At 61.8% G+C, this 22782-nt stretch carries 17 protein-coding genes and 1 pseudogene; 4 read left to right on the plus strand and 14 right to left on the minus strand.

All coding sequences use genetic code 11. From position 1 onward, the window contains the following. Positions 1-436 (minus strand): annotated as a pseudogene (locus tag MOV76_RS12150) (efflux transporter periplasmic adaptor subunit); the annotation flags it as partial. Further along, the gene (locus MOV76_RS12155; RefSeq protein WP_247264611.1) at positions 433-1506 is read right to left on the minus strand and encodes an efflux RND transporter periplasmic adaptor subunit; all 1074 of its coding nucleotides are present in this window, start codon (positions 1504-1506) and stop codon (positions 433-435) included. The gene MOV76_RS12155 and the pseudogene MOV76_RS12150, both read right to left, overlap by 4 nt. Positions 1507-1616: 110 nt before the next feature. Here MOV76_RS12155 and MOV76_RS12160 point away from each other — a divergent pair, with 110 nt between their 5' ends. Together MOV76_RS12160 and MOV76_RS12165 are read left to right on the plus strand one after the other, a co-directional pair. Then, entirely contained in the window at positions 1617-2252 is a 636-nt protein-coding gene (locus MOV76_RS12160; protein WP_018245908.1) for a TetR/AcrR family transcriptional regulator, read from the plus strand. 114 nt (positions 2253-2366) lie between these two features. Further along, positions 2367-3404, plus strand: coding sequence for a LacI family DNA-binding transcriptional regulator (locus tag MOV76_RS12165; RefSeq protein ID WP_047620873.1), 1038 nt, complete (start codon positions 2367-2369; stop codon positions 3402-3404). Positions 3405-3665: 261 nt separating this feature from the next. On the opposite strand, the gene MOV76_RS12170 is transcribed toward MOV76_RS12165, so the two are convergent. Genes MOV76_RS12170 through MOV76_RS12195 form a run of 6 tightly spaced genes read right to left on the minus strand, consistent with a single transcriptional unit; the run spans position 3666 to position 11800 of the window. Then, positions 3666-4712 (minus strand): carbohydrate ABC transporter permease, encoded by a 1047-nt coding sequence (locus MOV76_RS12170; RefSeq protein WP_003562795.1) that lies wholly within the window; start codon positions 4710-4712, stop codon positions 3666-3668. Position 4713: 1 nt separating this feature from the next. Continuing rightward, a complete protein-coding gene (locus MOV76_RS12175) occupies positions 4714-5709 on the minus strand; it encodes a carbohydrate ABC transporter permease (protein ID WP_105009032.1) in 996 nt (331 codons plus the stop codon). A 2-nt stretch (positions 5710-5711) separates the two neighbouring features. Then, entirely contained in the window at positions 5712-6818 is a 1107-nt protein-coding gene (locus MOV76_RS12180) for an ABC transporter ATP-binding protein (RefSeq protein ID WP_247264612.1), read from the minus strand. Further along, on the minus strand, positions 6806-8170 hold the full coding sequence (locus tag MOV76_RS12185) for a glycoside hydrolase family 28 protein (RefSeq protein WP_247264613.1): 1365 nt from the start codon (positions 8168-8170) through the stop codon (positions 6806-6808). The genes MOV76_RS12180 and MOV76_RS12185 overlap by 13 nt, the downstream gene beginning before the upstream one ends. Then, positions 8167-9261 (minus strand): glycoside hydrolase family 105 protein, encoded by a 1095-nt coding sequence (locus MOV76_RS12190; protein ID WP_247264614.1) that lies wholly within the window; start codon positions 9259-9261, stop codon positions 8167-8169. The genes MOV76_RS12185 and MOV76_RS12190 overlap by 4 nt, the downstream gene beginning before the upstream one ends. 16 nt (positions 9262-9277) lie before the next feature. Further along, complete coding sequence (locus MOV76_RS12195; protein WP_247264615.1) at positions 9278-11800, minus strand: hypothetical protein; 2523 nt, start codon at positions 11798-11800, stop codon at positions 9278-9280. A 190-nt stretch (positions 11801-11990) separates the two neighbouring features. Here MOV76_RS12195 and MOV76_RS12200 point away from each other — a divergent pair, with 190 nt between their 5' ends. After that, positions 11991-13274, plus strand: a complete 1284-nt coding sequence (locus tag MOV76_RS12200; RefSeq protein ID WP_032994176.1) for an ABC transporter substrate-binding protein — start codon at positions 11991-11993, stop codon at positions 13272-13274. Between the two features lie 243 nt (positions 13275-13517). After that, entirely contained in the window at positions 13518-14780 is a 1263-nt protein-coding gene (locus MOV76_RS12205; RefSeq protein WP_003562811.1) for a DUF3422 domain-containing protein, read from the plus strand. 69 nt (positions 14781-14849) lie between these two features. Here MOV76_RS12205 and MOV76_RS12210 read toward each other — a convergent pair whose 3' ends face one another. From MOV76_RS12210 to MOV76_RS12235, 6 genes are all read right to left on the minus strand, one after another. Further along, on the minus strand, positions 14850-16994 hold the full coding sequence (locus MOV76_RS12210; protein ID WP_026188719.1) for a methyl-accepting chemotaxis protein: 2145 nt from the start codon (positions 16992-16994) through the stop codon (positions 14850-14852). A gap of 16 nt (positions 16995-17010) precedes the next feature. After that, positions 17011-17940: a substrate-binding domain-containing protein gene (locus MOV76_RS12215; RefSeq protein WP_247264616.1), complete on the minus strand. Its 930-nt coding sequence runs from the start codon at positions 17938-17940 to the stop codon at positions 17011-17013. Between the two features lie 198 nt (positions 17941-18138). Next, the gene (locus MOV76_RS12220; RefSeq protein WP_168298380.1) at positions 18139-19023 is read right to left on the minus strand and encodes a carbohydrate ABC transporter permease; all 885 of its coding nucleotides are present in this window, start codon (positions 19021-19023) and stop codon (positions 18139-18141) included. Further along, positions 19013-19987: a carbohydrate ABC transporter permease gene (locus MOV76_RS12225; RefSeq protein WP_247264617.1), complete on the minus strand. Its 975-nt coding sequence runs from the start codon at positions 19985-19987 to the stop codon at positions 19013-19015. Before MOV76_RS12225 ends, MOV76_RS12220 begins: the two co-directional genes overlap by 11 nt. Before the next feature lie 82 nt (positions 19988-20069). Continuing rightward, a complete protein-coding gene (locus MOV76_RS12230) occupies positions 20070-21293 on the minus strand; it encodes a sugar ABC transporter substrate-binding protein (protein WP_247264618.1) in 1224 nt (407 codons plus the stop codon). Positions 21294-21343: 50 nt separating this feature from the next. Next, positions 21344-22666 carry an alpha-L-fucosidase gene (locus MOV76_RS12235; protein ID WP_168298384.1) on the minus strand — a complete coding sequence of 441 codons (1323 nt, stop codon included), beginning with the start codon at positions 22664-22666 and terminating at the stop codon, positions 21344-21346. Positions 22667-22782: the final 116 nt, after the last annotated feature.

The following is a 22782-nucleotide window of genomic DNA, read 5'->3' on the forward strand; positions in this document are numbered from 1 at the left end:
CGGTTCGCCTTGCCTGCTCGGCCTCCTCGAGTGAGGCTTCGGTGCCGGAGCGCGACTCCAGCAGCGCGCGCTGGCGCTGCTCCGACGTCACCGCGTTTCTGAGCTGGGCGTCGCTATTTTCCACGTCCGACTGCGCGTTGCGCACGGCAAGCTCCAGCGCCAGCGGATCGATCGCGGCAACGACATCATCCTTCTTAACGAGATCTCCGACATTGACGTTGCGGGCGATCATCCGTCCGAGAATCCGGAAGCCGAGTTCGGTCTCGATCGTCGGCTCGATCGTACCGGTCAGGCCTAGGCTCGTAGCGGCCATCTGCTTGACTGTCATCGACAGCACGGGACGGGGCGCTTCGTCCTTGCTTTCCTCCTGCGCTGCGCAAGAGGAGATCAGGGCCGTGCCCACCATCAGTGCGACTATGTTGAAACGAATACTCACTTGGAAGCTTCCTTGACATAAGACACATTTTCACCCGCCCTGAGGAACTTGGTCCCGTCGGTCACCACGACATCTCCTTCCGACACACCCGACTTCACGATGAAGCTCCCGGTCTCGTAGCCGGCGACATCCACTGCCCTTGCCGAAACCGCAGACGATGCGGGATCGACGATCCAGACGGCAGGCTTGCCGCCCTTGGACGTCATGGCCGACCAGGGAAGCTGGATGACGTCCTGCGAGACGTAATTGAACCTTCCGACGACGGGAGCGCCGAGAGGGATCGGAGCGTCGCTCGATATCGCGACCTTGACCTTGATGGTTCCGGTGGAAGAATCGATCGTCGGCGAAATCTCGCGAACCTTCGCCGCGATCTTCTGCGTCGGGTTCGACAGAAGGGTCACGGTCCCGTCGCCGTCGATCGGGCGCAGGAACGCGCTTTCGACCACCTCAAAGACGGCATCCCGGTCGCCGTCATGGGCAAGGGTGAAGACGACCTGGGCGGCCTGCGCCACCTGCCCGACCTCGGCGTTGCGCGCGGTGATCACCCCGTCGGCATCCGCCTTCAGCTCCGTATAAGACAGGGTATCCTGGGCGGTTTCGAAAAGCGCCTGCGCCGACTTCGTCGATGCCTGCGCGGTCAGAAGTGCCTCCTGCGCCTGGTCGAGTGCCGCACGCGTCGTCACCTGCGTTCGAAACAGGCTCTGCTGGCGGTCGTATGCGAGCTGCGCCTGGGTCTGTTGCGCCTCAGCCGACTGAAGATTGGCTGCCGCCACATCCAGGTCAGCCTTCTGCTCTTCCGGATCGATGCGCGCGAGGAGTTGCCCCGCCTTCACGGACTGCCCGACCTCCACCAGCCGCTCGACGATCTTGCCGCTGACGCGGAAGGACAGATCGGTCTGGACACGGGCGCGGACATCTCCGGTGATTGCGCCACCTTGGACCAACGGCTCAGGCTTGGCGACGACAACGCCGACCTGCCGTGGGGTTGGCTCAGTCGGTCCGCGCTCATCGCTGCATGATCCGAGACCGATGGCGCATACGATCGCTGTGGCGACCAGAATGGTTCTCATAGTTGACCTCTTGCTCTCAACGGCAGCTCCTATATAATTGACTGACGCATTAGTCAATGAAACTTTGTGCCGCAGGAACGAGGGCGTGCGCAACACGGGAGGCGAGGCAAATGGCAGCTCAGAATCAGAAGAAGATCACGCGCGCGGAACAGAAAGCGCTGCGGCCCATCCAGATCCTGGATGCCGCCTTCGAGGAGTTCGTGAGAAGCGGTTTCACCGGCACGCGCGTCGAAGACATCGCCGACAGGGTCGGCGTCACCAAGGGTACGGTGTACGTCTACTTCGAGACGAAGGAGAAGCTTTTCGAAGCCATGATCAACCACTTCTCCGTGCCGTTTCAGGAGTTGCTGGGGATCACTGCAAGCCTCAGCGGCAGCGCCACCGACCGGCTGCTTTCCATTCTCGGCCTGCTCTACGACCAAATCGCCGAAGATCGCACGACTCGCGAGCTGACGCGGCTCGTCATTGCCGAAGGGCACCGGTTCCCCGACCTGATCGACCGCCACCACGATCAGTTCATTGAGCCGATCATCGCCAAGGTCGACGCTCTCATTCTGGAGGGTGTGGCGTCGGGGGAGTTTCGCGAAATTCCGGTGGAATTCTCCGAAATCGTCGTCGCGCCCATCCTGACGACGACAGTTCTGCGGCTGATATTCGACGACCGCCGCGTACCCACGCCCAACAAGGAAGCCTTCCTGCGGGCCTATTTCGACCTGTTGCTCAACGGCCTGCTTGCCAAGAACTGATCGCCGAATGACGAAAAATACCGCGCAAGGCACGTAGCTTTTCTCAAGTTTTTATGTAAAAACATTGAGTTAGCCATACCTTCGAAGGTACGGCCTCAATTCGTGACGGAAAAAGTGGAACGCAAAGTCAATCTCAAGGATGTCGCGCGCGATGCTGACGTATCGCTGAGCACGGCCTCGCACGCACTGAACGGAACCGCACCGCTGACGATCGAGGTGCGCGAGAGGGTTCTGGATTCGGCAAAACGCCTAGGTTACCTCGACCGCCGGAGGAAGAAGGCAACGATCGCGACCTTACGCGTCCTGCTTCTCGCCATTCCCGACGATGCCGCGCCGGAGAGCGACCTCAACCTGGTGAGCTGGACGATCCTCAACGGCCTTCGCAGGGAGTGCGAGCGTCGCGGCATCAGGATAGTGCCCTTTGTCAGCACCGGCCGTCGCATCGACGGCGCCCAGGTCAGGCAGATCGCCCTCTCCGAGCGCGCCGATGGCATCGTGGTTCTGAACGATGATCAGCCGGAACTCATCCGAAGCCTCGCCTCCCCTGATATGCCCGTCGTCATCGTCAACGGCGAAGACCCAGCCATGCTGGTCGATACGGTCACCCCCGAAAACCGCTTCGGGGCAAGGCTCGGCATCGAGCACCTGCTCGCACTCGGGCATCGCCGCATCCTGCACCTGACCTGGAAGGGCCGCACAACGATCCAGCGCCGATATGACGGCTTTACCGACGCCTTTTTCGCCGCCCAGCTTCCCGTGCCGGACGATATGATCGTCGAGGCCGAGGGATATGAGCCCAGGCACGGCGAGGCTGCCATCAACACGCTGCTCGACCGCGATCCCACGATGAAAGGGGCGACCGCCGTCTTCTGCGCCGCCGACAATCTGGCGCTTGGCTGCCTGAAGGCATTGGCCGATCGCGACATACGCGTGCCCGAAGCGATCTCCGTCCTGGGCTTCGACGACATCGTCCCCGGCGAATTCAGCCGTCCGCCGCTTTCGACAATCAGCGTTCCCACCGACAGGCTCGGTGCCGCCGCTTTGGCGCTCATCGAACAGCGGCTGATTGCCAACGATCCGCAGCGGCCCGCCCATCGCCTGGAACTCGGATGCCATCTCGTCCTGCGCGGCAGCATCGCGCCGCCGCGCTAGATGGTTGGGTGCCGGGGATTGTGCTCAACTCCCCGGCATTTGCCTGAACAAATTTGGAGCGGTTCAGACGAATAGGTGTGAACTTCACTGCCCAGCAAGGGTGCATGTCACTCAACAATGGACGACCGCTTGAGAGCCATGCCCAAGACAAAGACCGAAGCGCGCCGCATGAAACAAGTTCAATGCGACGCGCCTCAGCCGGGAGGAAGACAGTATGGTTCTTCGGCGGCCGCGAGGAGATCTTTCTCCCCGCCTCGCCGTTCATTTCATGCCTGTTCCGGCGATGCCCGTGGTGATGTACTTCTGCAGGAACAGGAAGACGACGGTGACAGGCAGCAGGCTGAGGAACGTCATCGCCAAGATATAGTGCCACTGCACCGAGAACTCGCCCTGAAACGCGTTCAGACCGACCTGCAGGGTGAAATTCTCGCGGCTGTTGAGGACGATGAGCGGCCAGAGGAAATCGTTCCACCGCCAGAGCACCGAAAAGATCGCCAGCACCGCGAGAGCCGGTGCCGTCAGCGGCAGGATGATGCGCCAGAAGATGCAGAATTCGCTCGCCGCATCGACGCGCGCCGCCTCTATCAGCTCGTCGGGGATGGTCAGCATATATTGCCGTAGCAGGAAGACGGCGGTCGGAGAGGCGACCGTCGGAAGGATGACGCCCCAGAGGTTGTCGGCAAGCCCGACCCCGACGATAACAAGATAGGCCGGCACCATGACGACGGCGAGCGGGATCATCAGCGTCGAAATGATGATGACGAAGACCGTCGTATCACCAGCAAATTTGTATTTCGACAGGGCGAAGGCCGCCATGGCGTTGACGATCAGCGTCAGGAGCGTTGCGACGAAGGTGACGAACACTGAATTCTTGAGGAAGGTCAGGAAGTTGAAGCGCGTCAGCGGATCGGTGTAATTTTGCGTGGCGACCGTCAGCTTCTGTACCGGCGTCATCCCCTTGACGTCGACGCTGACGGGTGGTCCCGGATTTGCAGGGTCGACCATCTGGGCTTTGAGGCCGATGCGGCGGACCATGGCCATTTCACGCTGCTGGCCGTCGACAGTGACTTGCCAGAGGCTGAGCGGCTTGTCGAAGCCGGGCACGGTCTGTTCGACGGCGGCCCGGGGAAGCAGCGTCGGCGGAAACCGGGTGATCTCGGCGGCCGGCTTCAGCGAGGAGAGGCCCGCCCAGAGGACCGGAAGCAACACCACAAAGGTTCCGCCGATCAGCCAGACCCATGACAATATGTCGGTTATATCGATGCGTCCGGCCCGGCGTGTGCGCGTGAAAAAGCTGATCGGGTTCATCTCAGGACTCCATTCGCTTGCCGATGCGCAGCTGTATGAGGGTGAGAACCAGAAGCACCAGCCCCATGAGAACCGATGCCGCGGATGCGAGACCGAAGAGGCGAAGATCGCTGCCGAACGCCATCTGGTAGATATATTGGACGATGAAGCTGTTGGCCGTGCCGGGCCCGCCGCCATTGGTCAAAACCCAGGCCTCGTCGAAGATCTGGACGGATTTGATCATCAACAGAATGAACACGACTAAGAGGTTCGGGGCCAAGAGGGGAAGCGTGATCCTGAACAGCGTGCGGCGTGGCGAGGCGGCATCGATGGAGGCAGCCTCGTATAGCTCCTTCGGAATGGCCTGGAGGCCGGCGAGGAGGATGAGGGTGTAAAAACCCATGTGAAACCAGACCGATACGACGACGACGAAGAAGCGCGACCAGCCGACATCGAGCAGGAAGATTTCAGGGGGAACGCCGATCATCTGGAAGAAGGCGTTCAGCAGCCCGTTGCGATCGAGGAACCATTTCCAGATGAGGCCGATGACGACGGGAGACAGCAAGACGGGATAGAAGAACATCGCCCTGAAGAAGCCACGCGCGACGATCGCCCGATTGAGGATCAGCGCCGTGATCAGCGCCACCAGCAATGTGGCGACGACATTGAAGGCCACGAACCAGAGCGTGTTCCACACAGCGGTCCAGAACAGCGATTCCTGGCAGGTTCCCGGCTGCAGATAATTGCCGCAGGAAAGCAGCGTGCGGAAATTGTCCAGGCCGACGAAGGGGCGCTCCGACACGAAAAGATTGGTGCCGCCGGTGAAGGCGTAACCAATCGCAATCGCGATCGGAAGGAACGTGAAGATGGCGAACAGAACGAGGTTCGGCGCCAGGAACAGCCATGGCATGCGCTTGCGGCCGAAGATGCGCTCGATCGCATTCATCGGGGCTTCGACCACCCTCATCGCCGCTTCGCCTGCCTGTGACAGCAATGCACCTGCCTTGAGCGCCGCCATGTTCAGCGCCTCCCCTGTCCGGGCCGCCGGACAAAAGCCAGGCCGCTCTCGGGATCGAACAGATGAACCCGCCCCGGGGCGGCGTCGATCAGGATATGATCCCCAGGCGCCGGCGCGAAATGGCCGGCCTCATGAATGATGATCTGCTCGTCCTGTCCTGCAAGGTTGCCGTAGACATAGGTCTCGGTGCCGAGGCCCTCGTGATACTGGACGATGAACGGCAGGCCCTGCTCGCTGGAGCGTGAAAAATGCGCGGGCCGGATGCCGGCGAGAACGGCCTGGCCGACCGCAATGCCGGCAGGATCGACATCGCTGACGATCTTGCCGCCATTGCCGACATCGATGGTGACGCCGCTTTCGCCGATGCCTGATACCTTGCCCTTGATGATGTTCATGCGCGGCGAGCCGAGGAAGCCCGCGACGAAGAGATTGCGCGGGCTGTCGAACAGATCAAGCGGTGCTCCGACCTGCTCGACCCGCCCGGCGCGCAGCACGACGATCTTGTCGGCCATCGTCATCGCCTCGACCTGGTCATGCGTGACATAGATCATCGTCGTCTTGATGTCGCGGTGGAGCTTGGTGATCTCGGCCCGGGTCTGGACGCGCAGCGCCGCGTCGAGATTGGACAGCGGCTCGTCGAAGAGGAAAATATCCGGTTCGCGCACGATGGCCCGGCCGATCGCCACGCGCTGGCGCTGGCCGCCCGAAAGCTGCTTCGGGCGTCGGTCCAGATAGGGCTCGATTGCCAGCATCCTGGCAGCTTCGGCAATCCGCGCCTCAATCTCGGCGCGCTTGAACTTCAGGTTCTCCAGGCCGAAAGCGAGATTCTTGCGAACGCTCATATGCGGATAGAGCGCGTAGGACTGGAAGACCATCGCGATCTTGCGCTCGGCCGGCGAGAGCGCGCTGACGTCGCGCGCCCCGATCGCGATTGCGCCCGACGTCACCTCTTCGAGGCCGGCGATGACGCGCAGCAGGGTAGACTTGCCGCATCCCGACGGACCGACGAAGACGACGAACTCGCCGTCCTTGATATCGAGTTCGACGTCATGCAGGACTTTGACCGAGCCATACGACTTGTTGACGTTGGAAAGCTTCAGTTCTGCCATGCCCCACTCCCATCAGGTGCCGCCGTTTCGAAGACGGCGTCGTTTTTGTTCCAGCCTTGCGGCAGCGGTGTCGGCCTTGTGACCCGCACCTCGTTCATCAAGATCCCGGTGACCCCCGCCACGTAGACGGCCGGCATTCCTCCCGGATAGTGCTCAAGACCGATCACCCGGCCGTCCGACCCGCGGGTCCAGGCATTGGCCCGACCGCCGCCATCGGCCTTTGGGGAAAGGTCCGCGTTCGTCGGACGCAGGTCGTAGGACCGCGCGGTGCCGAGTTGCCCAGGCTGCTGGTCCAAGGCGATGCGCGCCAGCGATGCGTTGCCGATGCCGGCCGACGAGGTCGAAATGACTGTGATCGCCCCCTCCATCCGCCCGGTTATGTCCTCGACGATGAGATTTTCGATGGCGCCCGCCGTGCGTTCCGTGACACGGTCGACAACATTGACGGTCAGCGCCTCCCCCGAGCCCCAGAAACCATCGGGGGTCTCGCGGCACTCTACCGCAATTCTCGAAAACCTCACGTTGGATATCCGGCCGCCGTCGCGCGAAAAGACGCCGAGCGCCCTGTTGGAGGATGAGACGCTGCAATCCTCGAACACGACGTTGGTGACGTCGCCATGCGTTTCCGTGCCGATCTTCAGCGCGCAGCTGAGGCTCTGAACGGAGCAGCGGCGGACGAGAATGTTTTCACATCGCCCGATGGCGACACGATCAGGACCGATGCTCGTCTTCAGGCATATGCCGTCGTCGGCCGTCGATATCCGGCAGTCCTCGATGACGGCGCCGCGGCAGGCATCCAGAACGATGCCGTCCGTGTTGGGAAGGCGGCGGTCGTTGTCGATGGTCACGTTCCTGACGGCGACATCGGTGCAGTTGACGAAGTGCAACGTCCACATCGGCGAGCGGCTGATATGGATGGAGCTGATCTCGACCTCGTCGCAGCCTTCGAACACCACAACGCGGGGCCGAAATTCGGCCGGGATGAAGGTTCCGACGGTCTCGTCGTCCCCCACAATGAAGCTATCGCAACCGGCTTCGATGCGACCCGCCCCGGTCAGGCTGATCCGCCGCGCATCCTTGGCGACGATCATGCCGCGATCCGACTTTTCGGCAATCACCGAAACACTCGTATGCGTGTAGGCGGCATAATCCGGAACGGGACGCAGGATCGCGCCGGCGGCCAGATGAAGGCCGACGCCGGATTTGAGCTGGAGCCCGCGGCAGACATGGATACCCGCCGTGAGCTCCACGCGTCCGCCGCCCGAAGCCGACAAGCCGTCGATGGCCGCCTGCAGGCGGACCGTATCGTCGCCCTCCGCCGGCTCGATCGCGACAAGAGACACCGAGCTCATTGGCGTTCGCCGTTCTCGAGAAAGACTTCCGTCAGGAGCAGCATGGTCAGCGCCTGGCCATAAGGCGTCGGCACGTTGGGGATGCGCCTGTAGAAATCGAGGTCATGGCCCATCGGCGTGCCGTCCGAGACGCCGTGGACGACGCCTTCTTCGTCGATCTGCGCCAACACCGCCGCAAGCGCGCGCTCCGCATAGGCCCTGTCGTCTTTGTCGAGAATGCCGGCATCGATGGCCCGCAATATGCCATAGGCAATGCCTGCCGTGGCCGAGGTTTCCAACGGCGAAGACGGATCGTCCAGAAGCGTGGTGAACATGCCATCCGGCCGCTGGTATGCTTTCAAGGAGCGCACCTGGCTGACGAGGACGTTCGACAGAAAACGCCGGTCCTTCTCGCCGAGCGTCGGAACAAGGTCGAAGAGCTCAGGGATGGCGACCGTGATCCAGGCATTGCCGCGCGCCCAGAAGGCATTGGCGAAATTGTGCCGCCCGTTGAAGGTCCAGCCGTGATACCAGAGCCCGCTGACCGGATCGGAGAGGTAACGGGTGTGGATCACGAACTGATAGACGGCCTCGTCGATCCATTCGCTGCGTTCGCAGAGCACGCCGGCCCGGGCGAGAAACAGGCAGGCCATGAACAGCGTATCGTCCCACAACTCGCCGTCGTTGAGGCGCTCCTTGACGACGTGTTGAAAGCCGCCGTCCTCGGTCTTGGGCAGTTCCTTGACGAGCCATTCGGCCCAATCCTCGACGAGAGCGCGAAAATCCGGACGGTCGACATGCTGGACGAGGATCGCTAGCGGCAGCATCGGCGCCGTGCTGTTGATCTGGCGCGGCGGCAGGCCGCGTTCGATCTGTCCGGCATACCAGGTCACCAGTTCCTGCATCGCCTTCTGATCATTGGTGGAAATGGCGCGCCGCAGGAAGCCGTAGAGACCGACGCCGACTTCCCAGTCCCATTCGTCGAACTGGATTCCGGAGGCGGAATTTCCGGACACGAGACCTTCCTTGATGCCCCTGAGCCGGCTGAAAGCCGTTGCCACGCGATCGATCGTCGTCAGGAGCGCGGCGTTATCGACAGATGTTGTGTTCATGCTGGAGACCTATGTTTCAAGAGTAGAAGGGTCCGTCAGTGCCGGCGCCGGAGGCAGCACTGTCGTGGGTGAGGATCGGGTGCGGCTGATCGTGGGTGAAGGGCCTCGCCTCGCCGCCGATCGAAAGGCCGTCGGCATAGGACAGGCAGATCGCCGGGCCACCCGGCGGCGTCAGGGAGAGACGCCGAAGCCCGTGATCGAAGGAAATTGCCGTCCGGCAAAGGCGTTCGATGAAAGCCTTGAAGGCGTCGTCGTTGCCACATCCGACGATACCAGCCCAGCCGCAAAGCGATCCGTGTGAGCGCGCCTCGCGGCCGGCGGTCGGGCCGTCGGTGATCAGCTCCAGCCCGTTCGACGCCCAGAGCGCGGAAAATCCCCTGCCCGATCGCGCGATGAGCCACTTGTCTTCGATGATGAGATCGTCCAGGCCGTCGCGGCCGATATAGGCGTGCGTCCATGCATGGCGTGCGTCGCTTGTGTCCTCGATCAGCAGGGCGACGTCGCGATGCTGGGCAACGCGCGGCAGGATGCCATTGCCGGCCCAATAGGATGGCCTTTGATTGCCCCAGGGATCGTCCTCGCCGGGATGGTTGACCCACAGCCTCGCCATCGGGTGGCCGGCCAGCCGGATGTCGAGGACATGCTGCTGATGTCCCTTCTGGCCGGTCTTGTGATCGACGACGGTCGAAAGCTGCGCCGCCTCGTTCTTGAACAGCACGAGTTTTCCGCTCTCGAGCCCCTGGCTATAACGCGCCTCGACGCTTCTTCCCCGCGCAAGTGCTGCAAGCTCGGCCAGATCGTCGGGCGGCTCGTAGCCGCCGGCGCAGAACATGGTCAATGCCGCAACGCCGTTGTTCAACCAGCCGGTTCCAAAGGCGACCTGGGCGAAGGGCGCAAGCTCGGTCAGCGGGCCGGCACGCAACTCCTTGTCGTAAGCGCGCCCCTGCGATCCGGCCGGAACGCCTGCGAGCGTATGCAGGGCGATCATGCGGAAGATGAGATCGATCTGGGCGCGGGCGCGCGCTGACATCGCCATCTCGGCCCAGCGCTCCAGTGCCAGCAGGCCAATGAAGTCGATCGGGTAATAGGCCGCCGAGTTCCACTCCGCCAATCCATGGGCTTCGACGCTGTCGAACCAGCGCCCGAGCCGCTCGCCGGCTATTTCCGCCTGCTGCCGCCCCGTCCGGCCCGAGGCTGAAAACACCTCGTCGGGCAGAAGAAGTCCCGCCAGCAGCTGGCTCGTATGAAAGCAGAGCACATGGTTCTCACTCCAGAACCACATCGCGTCGTTGCCCGGCTCGTCGACCCAGTAACGATAGGAGCGAACGGAATGCCGGATACGAGCGACCACGGCATCGGACATCCGGTCGGCATAGGCGCCGAGCAGCCACAAGAGCGGCACCATGATGAAATCCGAGCAATCCTCTCGCGCATCGATGGAGGCGAGCGTCGCGTCGATGATGCGGTCGAAGCTTTCCTGGTCGTGGTGACCGGTTTCCATCATCGCAATGAGGCGCCCGACGCGGTTTGCGCCGAAGCGGGCGCTGTATTCGAGCGCCTGCCGCTTGCGGGCGGCGAGCGATGCCTCTGATGGCAACGGTGAAATGCTGCTCATGAAGGCAGCATCGATGACGCGGGTGACCGAGCCCGTGCCGGAGCCGATCGTCATGTGGACGCCGTGATAACCGTCCGCAATGTTCCAGACATCGTCGGCCGTGAGGCTGCTCTGATGGGCGCGCAGCGTCAATCGTGAGTGCGCGAGAACGGGCCGTTCATGACCATGGCCGATGACCTTGATCTCGACAGGCAAGTCGCGTTCGGGCGCGGTGCCGAATATGATCTCCAGCGGCTGATTGACGAAGACGTCGCGGGCCGGGCGGACGCCACGGGCAAGGGCCTCCAGCTCGCGGACCTCATTCTGATCCAGCGATACGGGCAACAATACGCAGAGCGGCTCCTCGTCCAGGATCTCGAGCTCGAAAAACCACGTCGTGTCGCGCTCGGCCAGGTCTTCGGTGTGAACGAGAATCTGGTTGTCGCCAGTTTCAAGGGACAGGCTTATGTCGGTCGCGCTCTCGACATTGCGCTTGAAGGGTTCGAAGCGCACCGCCTCCTGCCCGTTGACCCATATGCGAACGCCGCCGCAGGTCTTCAGTCTGAGATTGAGCGTTCGCGCAGTCTCCGTTCTGAACGTGCCCTTCAGCCATCGCCTGAGATGCGTCGGCACATGCCAGAAGCCGGTGAACTCGACGCGGCGGTTCGAGCCGGGAAGATTGAGGCTTTCGGTCGGCCAGGAGGTGTCGGGCGAGAGCGGCCGCCCCACCATGGTGGACCAGAACGCCTTGCGGCAGGGCAGGTCGCCTACATCGACGAAACCGTTGATGAAACGATAGTTCACGCGGTCTTCGGCCGGCGCGGGCTCGCCGGGAAAATAGCTGGCGATGAGGCCGGAAACGGCCCATGCCGTGATCGTTTGCCCTTCAGCCACGCTGTATGCTGGCGCCATATCGTCCGGCTGCTTGATGCATTCCGTTTTCACAGACCGCCTCCTCCGCAATCCTATGAAAATATTTTCATTAGGTTTTTGTGCGCGCTATTTTTGCAAATTGCTCAAAAACATCGCTATTGCCGCAGAAAATAGCTTGACGGAACGAATGTCAAGTATATGAAATTGATTTATCGATGGCCGAGGCCGCGATTGATGAAAATGTTTTCATGGGAGGATGAAAATGAAAACCTATCTTTCAGGTGCCCTCGCAGTGGCGCTGGCTACCGCTTCTTTCGCATGGTCCGGCGCGGCCATGGCGGAAACCAAGACAATCACCTTTCTGTTCACCGACGACGACCAGGCTTACGTCGAGCGGATGGAAGCGCTCAGCAAGGAATTCGAGACGGCGCATCCAGACATCAAGGTCAATTTCGTCTCTTCGGGCTATGATGCGGTCGCCAAGCAGCTGCCGGTACAGCTTGCCGTCGGCGAAGGCCCTGACATCGCCAAGATCACCGACTGGCAGCTTGCCCCCTATTACCTCGACATGCGTCCCTACATGAAGGACCCGGATGGCTTCGCTAAGCTGCACGGCGACAGCCTGAACACACTTCGCTTCCCCGGCGTCAACGATCCGCAGTCGATCAACGGCTATATCGCGTCGCAGACCTTCAACCTGCCTTTCGTCAACAAGACGCTGTTCGAACAGGCCGGCGAACCGCTTCCGAAGCCCACCGCCACGCTGAAGGACATCGTCGAAGCTTCGGCGCGTGTTGCCAAGGCGACCGGTGCCCAGATCCCCTTCACGATGGATCGCTCGGGCCATCGCTTCTCCGGCGCGGCATTCTCCTACGGCTCGAACTACGTCAAGGACGGCAAGTTCTTCTTCCCCGACGATGCCGCCAAGCGCTATGTCACGGATCTCTACGGCTGGACGAAGGACGGCTCCTTCCCGAAGGAAATGTGGGGTGCTGCCGGCGGAACCCAGTACAAGAACATGGGTGACGAGTTCGTCAACGGCAACGTCGTGACCTATCTCGCCGGCAACTGGATGGTCAATCCGTTCCAGAAGAAGATCGGCGACGCCTTCGACTGGACGGCGATCAGCGCGCCGTGCGGCGATGCCGGCTGCTATGCGATGCCGGGTGGCACCGCGATCGTCGGCTTCAAGCGCACCAAGTCTCCGGAGGCCGTTGCCGCGTTCATCGAATTCCTTGGCTCTGAAAAGGTCCAGCGTGAAATCGCTGAAAACTACGTCATCCTGACGGGCGCCGACATCAAGGACCCGCAATACAAGCTCGAGAGCAAGAATGCCAAGGAGGCGATGGCCGTCTTCCTCGGAAGCCGCAATAGCGTGCCGCAGGCAGCCCGGGACCTGGAACGTCTCAAGGGATCCTCCGCCATCTATCAGCTCATCGTTCAGAGGATGAGCCAGCTGATCGTCGGCGAGCTCTCCCTAGACGAGACCTTCAAGGCAATGAGTGCCGACGTCGACAAGGTCAACGAGGCGCTCGCCGCCAAGTAACCGGTCACGCGTTGTCCCGCACAATGCGCGCATGCTGCAGCCACGGCCTCGCAACAGGGCCGTGGCTTTTTCGTTTCGTGCATGGCGCCTCCGCTGGCGAAGGCGTCGTGACATCCGGTTTGGGAGAGGCTATAGGCGTTATCGGTCTGCGTCAGCCTGCGGATCCAGGTCAATTCACACATGCCGGCAACCCGGTTACGTCCGGCGACCCAGCGACTGTCTACCTTATAGAGGTGCATTTCCATGCCGATGGGCTCCGAGCATCCGCTGCGAAGGGAACTTCACAACGAGCTCCACGCGCGGCCGTCGCTTTACTTCGATGGCGACACGGATGTGTGGCACGTCGCTATCGTTGGAGAAAATGCCCCTCCTCAGATACCGAATTCCCTGCCGGGACTGGAGGATGTCTCCACGACCCGCGAGGGCAACCACGGCATCGGCCGCATCGGCGACGGCCGGCTGAAGTGGGAGGCGCATACCGAGTTCCTCACCCTGACCTTCGTCGTTCCCGCGTCGGCCGAACCCGGCAGCAATCCGCCTGAAGCCTTTCAGGCCTGCTGCCGCCAGATCGACGGGAAGATTATCGCGGCCGTTCGGGTGCTGGTGCGGGACGAGAAGGACGGGCAGCGTCCGGAAAAACCGAGGCTCGACTATGTCGCCTCTCAGGTCGGCGGCGGCGACGCGGAAGTGCATTCGAACTTCCGGCTGACCGACAGCGGTTTCGTCGAATTTCTGTTCTTCAACCGCAACCTCAATGCCTATCGCACCGGCCGCATGGTCAGGCGTTTCCTGGAGATCGAGACATACCGGATGATGGCGCTGCTGGCGTTGCCGATGGCCCGCGAGACGGTCTCGAAGCTCTCCGTCTTCGACCGACGCCTCGACCTGCTGATCGCGCATATGCAGAGTGCGATCAAGGTCGACAAGGCACTGCTTTCCGAGGTGACCAGGCTCTCTTCGGACGTTCTCAACTTCTCGGCGCTCGCCCGCCACCGCTTCGGCGCGACGAAAGCCTATGCCGAAATTGTCGCGAGCAGAGTGTCGGAGCTTCGTGAGGAACGTGTCGAACAGCGCCAGCGGCTCGGCACCTTTATCGATCGGCGCTTTCAACCAGCCGTCCGCTCGGTCGAAGCCGCCGAACGCCGCCTCGATGAACTGGCCGAACGCGTCAGCCTTGCCGGAGACCTCCTTAGAACCACCGTGCAGGTTCAGCTCGAAGATCAGAACGCATCGCTGTTGACATCGATGGAAGAACGGGCGCGCATCCAGGTTCATATCCAGCAGGCGGTCGAAGGCTTCTCCGTCATCGCCATCACCTATTACACCGTCGGCCTGGCGAAGATCTGCCTCGAAAGTATTTCCGAACTGGGTGTCGATCCCCACGTGGCGAAGCTCGCCGTTCTCGGCGCCATCCCGCTCGTGCTCTTTGCCGTCTGGACAGCGGTTCGTCACGTTCGCAAGAGCATTGCCGGCCACTCCGCCGGTCCGGCATCCGGAAGCCACTGAAGCGACGCCAGACATTCGCTCACCGCCGCCCTTTCGAGGCGGCGGCGTTTGCTTGCCTGCATCCGAACGTCAGGATGCCATCGCGTAGTGGCGATGTTCCGCCGCCCGGCCGCTGCCCGTCCTGAACCGCCGCAGCAGCTCGGCGAGGCTTTCGGTTTCATGTGTCAGGCTCTGGGCGGCCGCCGTGGTCTCTTCGACCATTGCGGCGTTCTGCTGCGTCACCTTGTCCATCTGGTCGCCGGCGGCCGAGACCTCGCGCAGGCTCGTCGCCTGCTCGCGGGCGGCAACGGCGATCTCGGCCACGGTCGCATTCATGGCGGTGACCTGCTCGACGATCTGTTCGAGCGAGAGGCCGGATTCACCCACCAGCTGGACGCCGGTCTTGACCTGCGCCGAGGAGGTGGAGATCAGCTGCTTGATCTCCCTTGCCGCGTTGGCGGAGCGCTGGGCGAGCTCGCGGACTTCCTGGGCGACGACGGCAAAGCCCTTGCCTGCCTCGCCGGCGCGCGCCGCTTCCACGCCGGCGTTCAGCGCCAGCAGGTTGGTCTGGAAGGCGATCTCGTCGATGACGCTGATGATGTTGCCGATCTTCGACGACGAATTTTGAATTTCCGTCATCGCGTCGATGGCGCGGGCAACGATCTCGCCGCCCTTTTCGGCATTGGTGCGGGCCGTTGCCACGACACCCTGGGCGCGGCTTGCGCCCTCCGCCGTTCCGTTGACGCCGCGGGTCACGTCACCCAGCGCCGCGACGGTCTCCTCCAGCGAGGCTGCCTGCTGCTCGGTGCGGCGGGCGAGATCGTTGGACGCCGTGGAGATTTCCGCAAGGCCGGACCGGATGGTGGCGACGGCGCGAATGACCGAGTCGACCGCCTCTTCGAGGCTCGCGACCGAATTGTTGAAATGATCCCGGATCCTCACATAGCGATGGTCGACTTCGCCGACGCGGACGGTGAGATCGCCCTTGGAAAGCGCGTCCAACCCGACGGAAATCTGGCGGAAGGCATGCTCCATCACCTGCGCATCGCTGAGCCGCTCCGCCTCCTGGCGGAGCCGCTCTTCCTCGGCGGCCAGGCGGGCGCGTTCGGCATTGGCTTCGGCGATCAGCTTGGCGCGCCCCGTTTCCTGGAAAACCTTCAGCGAACGCGCCATGGCCCCCAGTTCGTGGCGGTGCTCAACGCCCGTTATCACGATCCCTTCCTCGCCGCGGGCAAGCTGCTCCATGGACTGTGCCATGTTACGGACCGCAGAGGAAATCAGCCGGCCGACGAAATAGGAAAGGACGAGACCGATCACGATCAGCAGCCCGCTGATGACCAGCGTCGTGCTGGTCGCAGAGGCAACCGTTGCGTCCACCGAACCGTCCAGGGTCTTCTGCGCGCCCGTGACGGTGGCCTGCAGGTCCTTGAAGCCGCCTGATATTTTCGGAGCGAGCACGCTGAGCTGCGTCTGGCGAATATTGCCGGAGGCCTGCAAGACGTCCTTCATGTCGCCGAGACGGGCGGTGTAGTTCTGCATGAGCTGGCCGGCGCCCATCAGGCGCTTCTTCTGCAGCTCGTTCTTCGCGGCCTTGGCGGCGGCTTCGTTGAGCGTGACCGCCTCGGCGAGTGCCGCCTGCGCGGTGTCATAGGCCGCAAAATCGTTGGAATGCACGAAACGTTCGGAGAAATAGAGGCTGCGGTTCAAAGCCTCCAGCGTCGCTGCCGTCATCTGCAACAGGGCCACATCGTTCTGGCGCCAGGCGCTGCGCACGACGTCGTTGAGCGCGATGCTGGTCCAGGGGCCGAATTCGGTGACCTTGGAAATCAAGGCGTCACGCCTGGCCTGAAGGGAGACGATCTGTTCGAAAGCCTTGCCGTAGGCGGCAATGTCCTGGCGGATCGCCGCAAGGCCGGACTGCAGGTCCTTGTTGCCGGCAAAACGCGGGTCGTCGGCGTCGAACGCTTTCACACCGGCGCGGAAGCGATCGACGACATCCTGCGTCGGCGTGGAGCGGAAGGCTTCCGCCGACATCTGAATCTCGTTCAGCTGGTCGCTGTAGTCCGAGATGGCGAGACTTTGACCAGCCGTGGCGCGATAGGACGCGAAGATGGAGGCGAGCCCATTCATGCCCGAGATCGCGCTGACCGTGAGCAGGCTCATCAACAGGATCAGCGGCACGAAGCCGGAGGTGATCTGCGCGCGAATGCCGAATTTATTCCAGATATGCAACATCATAGTCCTCTTATGCTCACTGGCTCTTCGGCAGATAGGTGGCAATGTTCTCAGGTGTGACGAGTTCGAAGGGAACGTTGTTTTCGCGCGGTACCTTCTCTTTGCGGATCAGCTTGACGGCGGCATCGACAGCGGCGGCCCCCTGTCCGACGGCGCTCTGGAGAATGGTGACGTCGAGATCGCCTGCCACCATCGCGGCGAGCGCGTCGTCGGTCGCGTCGACGCCGGCGACGACAACATCCTTCATCGGCATGCCGGCTTTCTTCATGGCCCGGATCGCGCCGAGCGCCATCTCGTCATTATTGGCGATGACCGCATCGAACTTGACGCCGGCCGACAGCCATTCCTGCATCTGCTGGTCGGCATAATCGCGCGACCAATAGGCGGCCTGCCGCTCGGCGATCTGAAGGCCCTTGCAGTCCGGCGTGGCGATGACGTCGGAGATGTCCTGGGTGCGGGCGCGGGCGGCCGCGTGGAAGGGTTCGCCCATCAGCACGACGACGCGGCCTTTGCCTTTGAGGAGCGCGCAGACCTGCTTGGTCTCCAGCGTTCCGGACTCCTTCTCGTTGGAGGCGACCACCACCTGATTGTCCGGCAGGTCCAACAGGTTGGAAGGAACGTTGTTAATGTACACAAGCGGAATGCCGGCATCTGCCGCCATCTTGGTCATTTGCGGCCCAAGGTCGCCATCGGAGACGGCAAGAATGATCGCGTCGACCTTGTCGGCAATGAGCTTCTGCACCTGCTGCTTCTGGACTTCGTTGTCGCCCTTGGCATTCTCGGTGACGAGCTTGAGGCCGGATATCGTCTGCCCATGCGAGACGACGCCGTTGAGAAGCACCGTTCTGAATTTGTCGAGATCGGACATCGAAACCCCGATCGTCTGGGCATGGGCAGCAGAGATCGATATCGCCAAGGCGATGGATGCAAGCGTGGCCGTTTTCATGAATTCCCCTGCACAATTCGGATATGAAATGCGTTATTTCAAATTTTGGTTAAATTTTACTTTTCGGCCGGAAGCAAAAGTTAGGCGCGAGGAGATGATTGCGACGGCACGAGCGCCTTCTTGGGCGGCAACCGAGCGGACTTGAAGGGCATCACAACAAACTTGATGCGATGCGCTTAAATCTTTGTTTTTTAACTATTAGCGTCCACCAAAGCCGGAGCTGACGGTGATACCCTTGTAGATCACCCTCTGCAGCACGATGGCTAGGACGACGCCCGGCAGCATGGAGATCGTCGCACCCGCCATGATGTAGTTCCACGCGGTGCCTTGCTGTGTCTGGAACAGGGTGAGCCCGAGCGGCAGCGTGGCTTTTTCAACGCCGCTGGTGGCGATCAGCGGCCAGAGGAAGCTCTTCCACTGCGCGATGAAGGTGAACAGCGACAAGAGGCCGATGGCCGGCATGGCAAGCGGAACGATGACCGTGACCAGGATGCGCAGGCGCGAAGCCCCGTCCATCATCGCCGCCTCGTCGAGATCCTTGGGAATGCCGAGGATGAACTGCCGCAGCAGAAAGGTGCCGAAGGAGCTGAAGGCGACCGGCAGGATCATGCCGTGATAGGTGTTGATCCAGCCGAACTTGCTGACGATGAGAAACAGCGGGATGACCAGCATCACCTGCGGGATCATCAGCGTACTGAGATAGGTGAGCAGCAGCCCCTCCCGGCCGGGAAACTTTAGCCGGGCAAAAGCGTAGGCAGACAGGCAGGATACCGCAATCACGATCGCCGTGACGCCGCAGGCGACCACGAAGGAATTCAACAGGAAGGTTCCGAACGGCAGGGAAACCAGGGCTTCGACGAATGTTCCCCAACGATACTCCTCGGGGAAGATGCGGACCGGCACGGCCATCACCTCGGCATTGGAGCGCACCGCGTTCGACACCATCCAGAAGAAGGGGAAGAGGAAAAGCAGTGCGATCAGCGAAAGTGCCGTGTAGCTGACGAAGGTGCCGACGCGCCGCAATATGCGGTGACGATGCTGGGACACGGAATGCGGATGCCGTGAGGTCGGATCAATCGTCATAATGCACCCATTTGCGCTGCATGTGGAATTGCAGGATGGTGAGCGCCATGATCATGACGAACATCACCCAGGCCAATGCGGAGGCATAGCCCATCTGGAAGTTGGTGAAGCCCTTCTGGTAGATGGCGAAACCGAGCGTGGCCGTCGCCGAGCCCGGGCCGCCGCGCGTCATCGCGAATATCTCGTCGAAGACCTGCAGCGAGGTGATCGCCGTCATCACGGTGCCAAAGAAGATGGTCGGCGATATGAGCGGCAGGCGGATGCGCCAGAAGCGCTGCCAGGCATTGGCACCGTCGATCGTCGCCGCCTCGAGGTAATGCTTCGGCACGAGGTCGAGCGCGGCGTTGAACATCACAACGTTGTAGCCGACATTCGCCCACAGGGTGACGAGCACGACCGCCTGCATGGCCCAGCTCGAGCTCAACAGGAAATTCGGCAGACCGAGGCCGAGCGCGCGGATGATGCTGTCGGCCAGCCCGTCCGGCGTGAAGATCAGCAGCCATACCACCGATGCGGCGATGGTGGGCGTGAAGGTCGGCAGGAAGAAGATCACCCGGAAGACCGCCTTGCCGCGCTTCAGGCTCGATATCCAGACCGCGAGCGTTAGCGAGACGATAATATTCAGCGCCAGATACTCGACGGCGAAGAACAGCGTGTTGCTCAATACGGTGTAGAAGGCCGGATCGACAGTGAAGAGCCTGATATAATTCTGAAAGCCCACGAAGGATGGCGTCGAGATCAGCTGCCAATTGGTAAAGCTGAGCGCCAGCGACGCCAGGATCGGCAGCGCCATGAAGACCATGAAGCCGAGGAAGCTCGGCAGCAGGAACAGCATGGCTGTCTGCGTCTCCGGCTTCAGGAAGCGCCGTGGCTGACCGGGCTGCAAGGGAACTGCGGCAACAGCGCTTTGCGACATGTCTTCCTCCATGCGCGGCAGGACCTGCCGCAGCGCGAGCTGGCGCATGACCCGAAAATCGGAATCGATTTTCCGATAGGATCATGCGCAGATTTCAAAGCGACCGCGCGTCCTGTCGGACGCGCGGGCTCTATTGCTGTGCAAGGCTCTGGATAGACTCCATCGTCTGCTTGGCATCGGCGCTGCCGGCGAAAGCCGGCGGGAAATACTGGTTGAACAGGTTTTCCACCGCCGCCCAGTTGTTGGTGATCACGTAGGGCACGGAGTGCGCCAGGGAATAGTCGATGGCCTCGCCGCCATTGGTGATGTCCTTGGCCGCCACCTTGTACCAGGCGGATTGCGACGCCGTGCGCGCCGGCAGGGCACGGCCCTGCTCAGCGAGATAGGATAAGGCTTCAGGGCTGGTCAGCACCTGGATCGCCTTCCAGGCAGCATCCTTGTTCTTGCTCGTCGTGGCGATGCCGAAACCGGAGCCTGCGGTGACGGCGGAAAGTTCGCCCTCATCGCGCGGCAGGGTGGTGAGGCCGATCTTGAACTTGGCCTGATCCTTCATGCCGATGATCGACCAGGGGCCGTCGATATACATGGCGACATTGCCCGAATTGAACCGCCCCTGGATGACATCACCGGGATCCGCGCCACCCGAGGGAACCAGCGGCGCGATCTTATCCTTGGCGGCGAAACCGATCACTCTCTCGGCGGCGGCAACTGCGCTCGCACTGGTCAAGTCAAGCTCGCCGGCGTCGTTGACGTATTTGTCGCCCCAGGCCGCGGCCAGGACCGAATAGTTGGTCGGAGTGATACCGAAGCCGTACTTGCCGTCCTTCGTCAGCTTCTTGGCGGCATCGGTGAACTCGGCAAGCGTCCAGCCCGGCTTCGGCAGCGGTACGCCGGCGGCTTCGAGCGCGTCCTGGTTATAATAGATGACCCACGGACCGACATCGTAGGGCAGGCCGTAAAGCTGCTTTTCGACGGACATGCCGCCAATGATCGAGGGGGTAAAGGCGCCGACGTCGAATTTGTCAGCCTCGATCCGGTCATTCAGAGGCTCGAGCAGCGAATAGAAGTTCGGCATGCGCAGCGACTGCATGGAAACGATGTCGGCGAGTTGTCCCGATGCCGCCAGCACCGGCAGCCTCGTCCAATAATCGACCCAGCCCGTCGTCGTCAGCGTCACCTTGATGTCGGGATACTTGGCGGTCACCATCTCAGCCAGGTGTTGCCAGCTCTTGGTGTCGGTTTCGGAGCCGGTCCACATCTGCCAGGTCAGGTTGACCTGTTCGGCCGATGCGGCGGTGGCAAAAAGACTGCTGCCGATAGCGGCAAGCAAAAGCGTTTTCTTCAGAACCTTCATGGGTTTCTCCTCCCTCCATGAACGCAAAGGACACGCGAGTGCGATCGAGCTCACGCCTTCAGGACGATCTCGATCACCGGCACGGTAACGTCCGGGCGCCGGACCGGCAGTTCGAGCGTGATCATGCCTTCCGGCACCGTCACGCCGATATTGGAATCCACATCTTTGGCATGGCTCAGCCAGTGCACCTCGCTGGCGTCATGCAGGAACTGCGCATAGGCGATCCTGTCAGCGAGACCTTCGATGTGGATGTGGCGGTAAGGCCAGTTGTAAACATGCAGATAAAGGCGGTTGCCGCGCTGGGTATAACGACAGCCGGCCGGCACCGGATGGCCGGATGGCCCTGCCCCGTAGATAGAGCGCGCGTTGACTTCCATCCAGTTCTGATAGACCTCGAGCGCGCCAATGGCGCGTGCATCGAGCGTGCCTCGGCCGGTCGGACCGACATTCATCAGCAGGTTGCCGCCGAGCGCGACAGAATCGATCAGCAGCTGGATGATCTGTTCCGGGCTCTTCCAGGTATCTTCGTCGCGGTGATAACCCCAAGAGCCGCTGAAGGTGTGGCAGGCTTCCCAGAGTACCCCCTGGCTGGCGATGGCGGGGGCCACGCGCGGTGTATATTGCTCCGGCGTCGTCACGTCTGGCAGATTGCCGGGCGGCAGGTCGAGGCGGTTGTTGACAATGATTTCAGGCTGCAGCCCGCGCACCAGATCGACCAGGCGCTCGCTCTCCCAGTCGGCGCGCCCCTTGCCGGGCAGGCCGCGATATTCGCGCCCGGGATAGCTGAAATCGAACCAGATGATGTCGATGCGGCCGAAGCCGGTCAGAAGCTCGCGCACCTGTTCGCGCATATAAGCAGCGTAGTTGGCTATGTTTCGGCCAGCGTTCAGCGCCTTGGCGTCGGGATGGTTGCGTAGCGGATGGTGAACGTCGATCGGGAAATCGGGATGGTGCCAGTCAAGCAGCGAATAGTAGAAGCCAATCTTCAGCCCCTCGGCACGGAAGGCGTCGACCAGCGGCGTGAGCAGATCTTTGCCACAGGGCGTGTTCGTCGCCTTGTAGTCCGTCACCTTGCTGTCCCAGAGGCAGAAACCCTCGTGGTGCTTGGTCGTCACCACGACATATTTCATGCCGGCAAGACGTGCCCGCCGCGCCCACTCCTTGGGATCGTAGAGATCGGGATCGAAATTGTCGAAATAGCGCTGGTAGTGGTCGTCGGTCAGCTCTTCGCGGTTCTTCAACCACTCGTGCCGGGCTCCCAAGGCATAGAGGCCCCAATGGATGAACATGCCCAGGCGATCCTGGCTGAACCAGGCGTGTTTGTCCGCCCCTCCCGATGCCGGATTTTCCGGCTGGCGTTCCGAACTCATCACAGGTTTCTCCTCCCTGTTTTCCGGTTCAACATCATATCGAACCGGTTCGGTAAATGATCATCTCGCCTGATCCAATATCTGTCAAGCCGAAATTCGCGAGCACAAGACCAGAAAAG

This window comes from Rhizobium sp. PRIMUS64 (genome assembly GCF_023006465.1).
GTDB lineage: Bacteria > Pseudomonadota > Alphaproteobacteria > Rhizobiales > Rhizobiaceae > Rhizobium > Rhizobium leguminosarum.

Bases quoted from the DNA above. Each gene is read 5' to 3' on its own strand.
- MOV76_RS12155 (WP_247264611.1), bottom strand. From the start codon at position 1,506: ATGAGAACCATTCTGGTCGCCACAGCGATCGTATGCGCCATCGGTCTC.
- MOV76_RS12200 (WP_032994176.1), top strand. From the start codon at position 11,991: ATGAAAACCTATCTTTCAGGTGCCCTCGCAGTGGCGCTGGCTACCGCT.
- MOV76_RS12225 (WP_247264617.1), bottom strand. From the start codon at position 19,987: ATGCGCCAGCTCGCGCTGCGGCAGGTCCTGCCGCGCATGGAGGAAGAC.
- MOV76_RS12220 (WP_168298380.1), bottom strand. From the start codon at position 19,023: ATGACGATTGATCCGACCTCACGGCATCCGCATTCCGTGTCCCAGCAT.
- MOV76_RS12160 (WP_018245908.1), top strand. From the start codon at position 1,617: ATGGCAGCTCAGAATCAGAAGAAGATCACGCGCGCGGAACAGAAAGCG.
- MOV76_RS12175 (WP_105009032.1), bottom strand. From the start codon at position 5,709: ATGGCGGCGCTCAAGGCAGGTGCATTGCTGTCACAGGCAGGCGAAGCG.
- MOV76_RS12210 (WP_026188719.1), bottom strand. From the start codon at position 16,994: ATGTTGCATATCTGGAATAAATTCGGCATTCGCGCGCAGATCACCTCC.
- MOV76_RS12205 (WP_003562811.1), top strand. From the start codon at position 13,518: ATGCCGATGGGCTCCGAGCATCCGCTGCGAAGGGAACTTCACAACGAG.
- MOV76_RS12180 (WP_247264612.1), bottom strand. From the start codon at position 6,818: ATGGCAGAACTGAAGCTTTCCAACGTCAACAAGTCGTATGGCTCGGTC.
- MOV76_RS12215 (WP_247264616.1), bottom strand. From the start codon at position 17,940: ATGAAAACGGCCACGCTTGCATCCATCGCCTTGGCGATATCGATCTCT.
- MOV76_RS12230 (WP_247264618.1), bottom strand. From the start codon at position 21,293: ATGAAGGTTCTGAAGAAAACGCTTTTGCTTGCCGCTATCGGCAGCAGT.
- MOV76_RS12170 (WP_003562795.1), bottom strand. From the start codon at position 4,712: ATGAACCCGATCAGCTTTTTCACGCGCACACGCCGGGCCGGACGCATC.
- MOV76_RS12190 (WP_247264614.1), bottom strand. From the start codon at position 9,261: ATGAACACAACATCTGTCGATAACGCCGCGCTCCTGACGACGATCGAT.
- MOV76_RS12185 (WP_247264613.1), bottom strand. From the start codon at position 8,170: ATGAGCTCGGTGTCTCTTGTCGCGATCGAGCCGGCGGAGGGCGACGAT.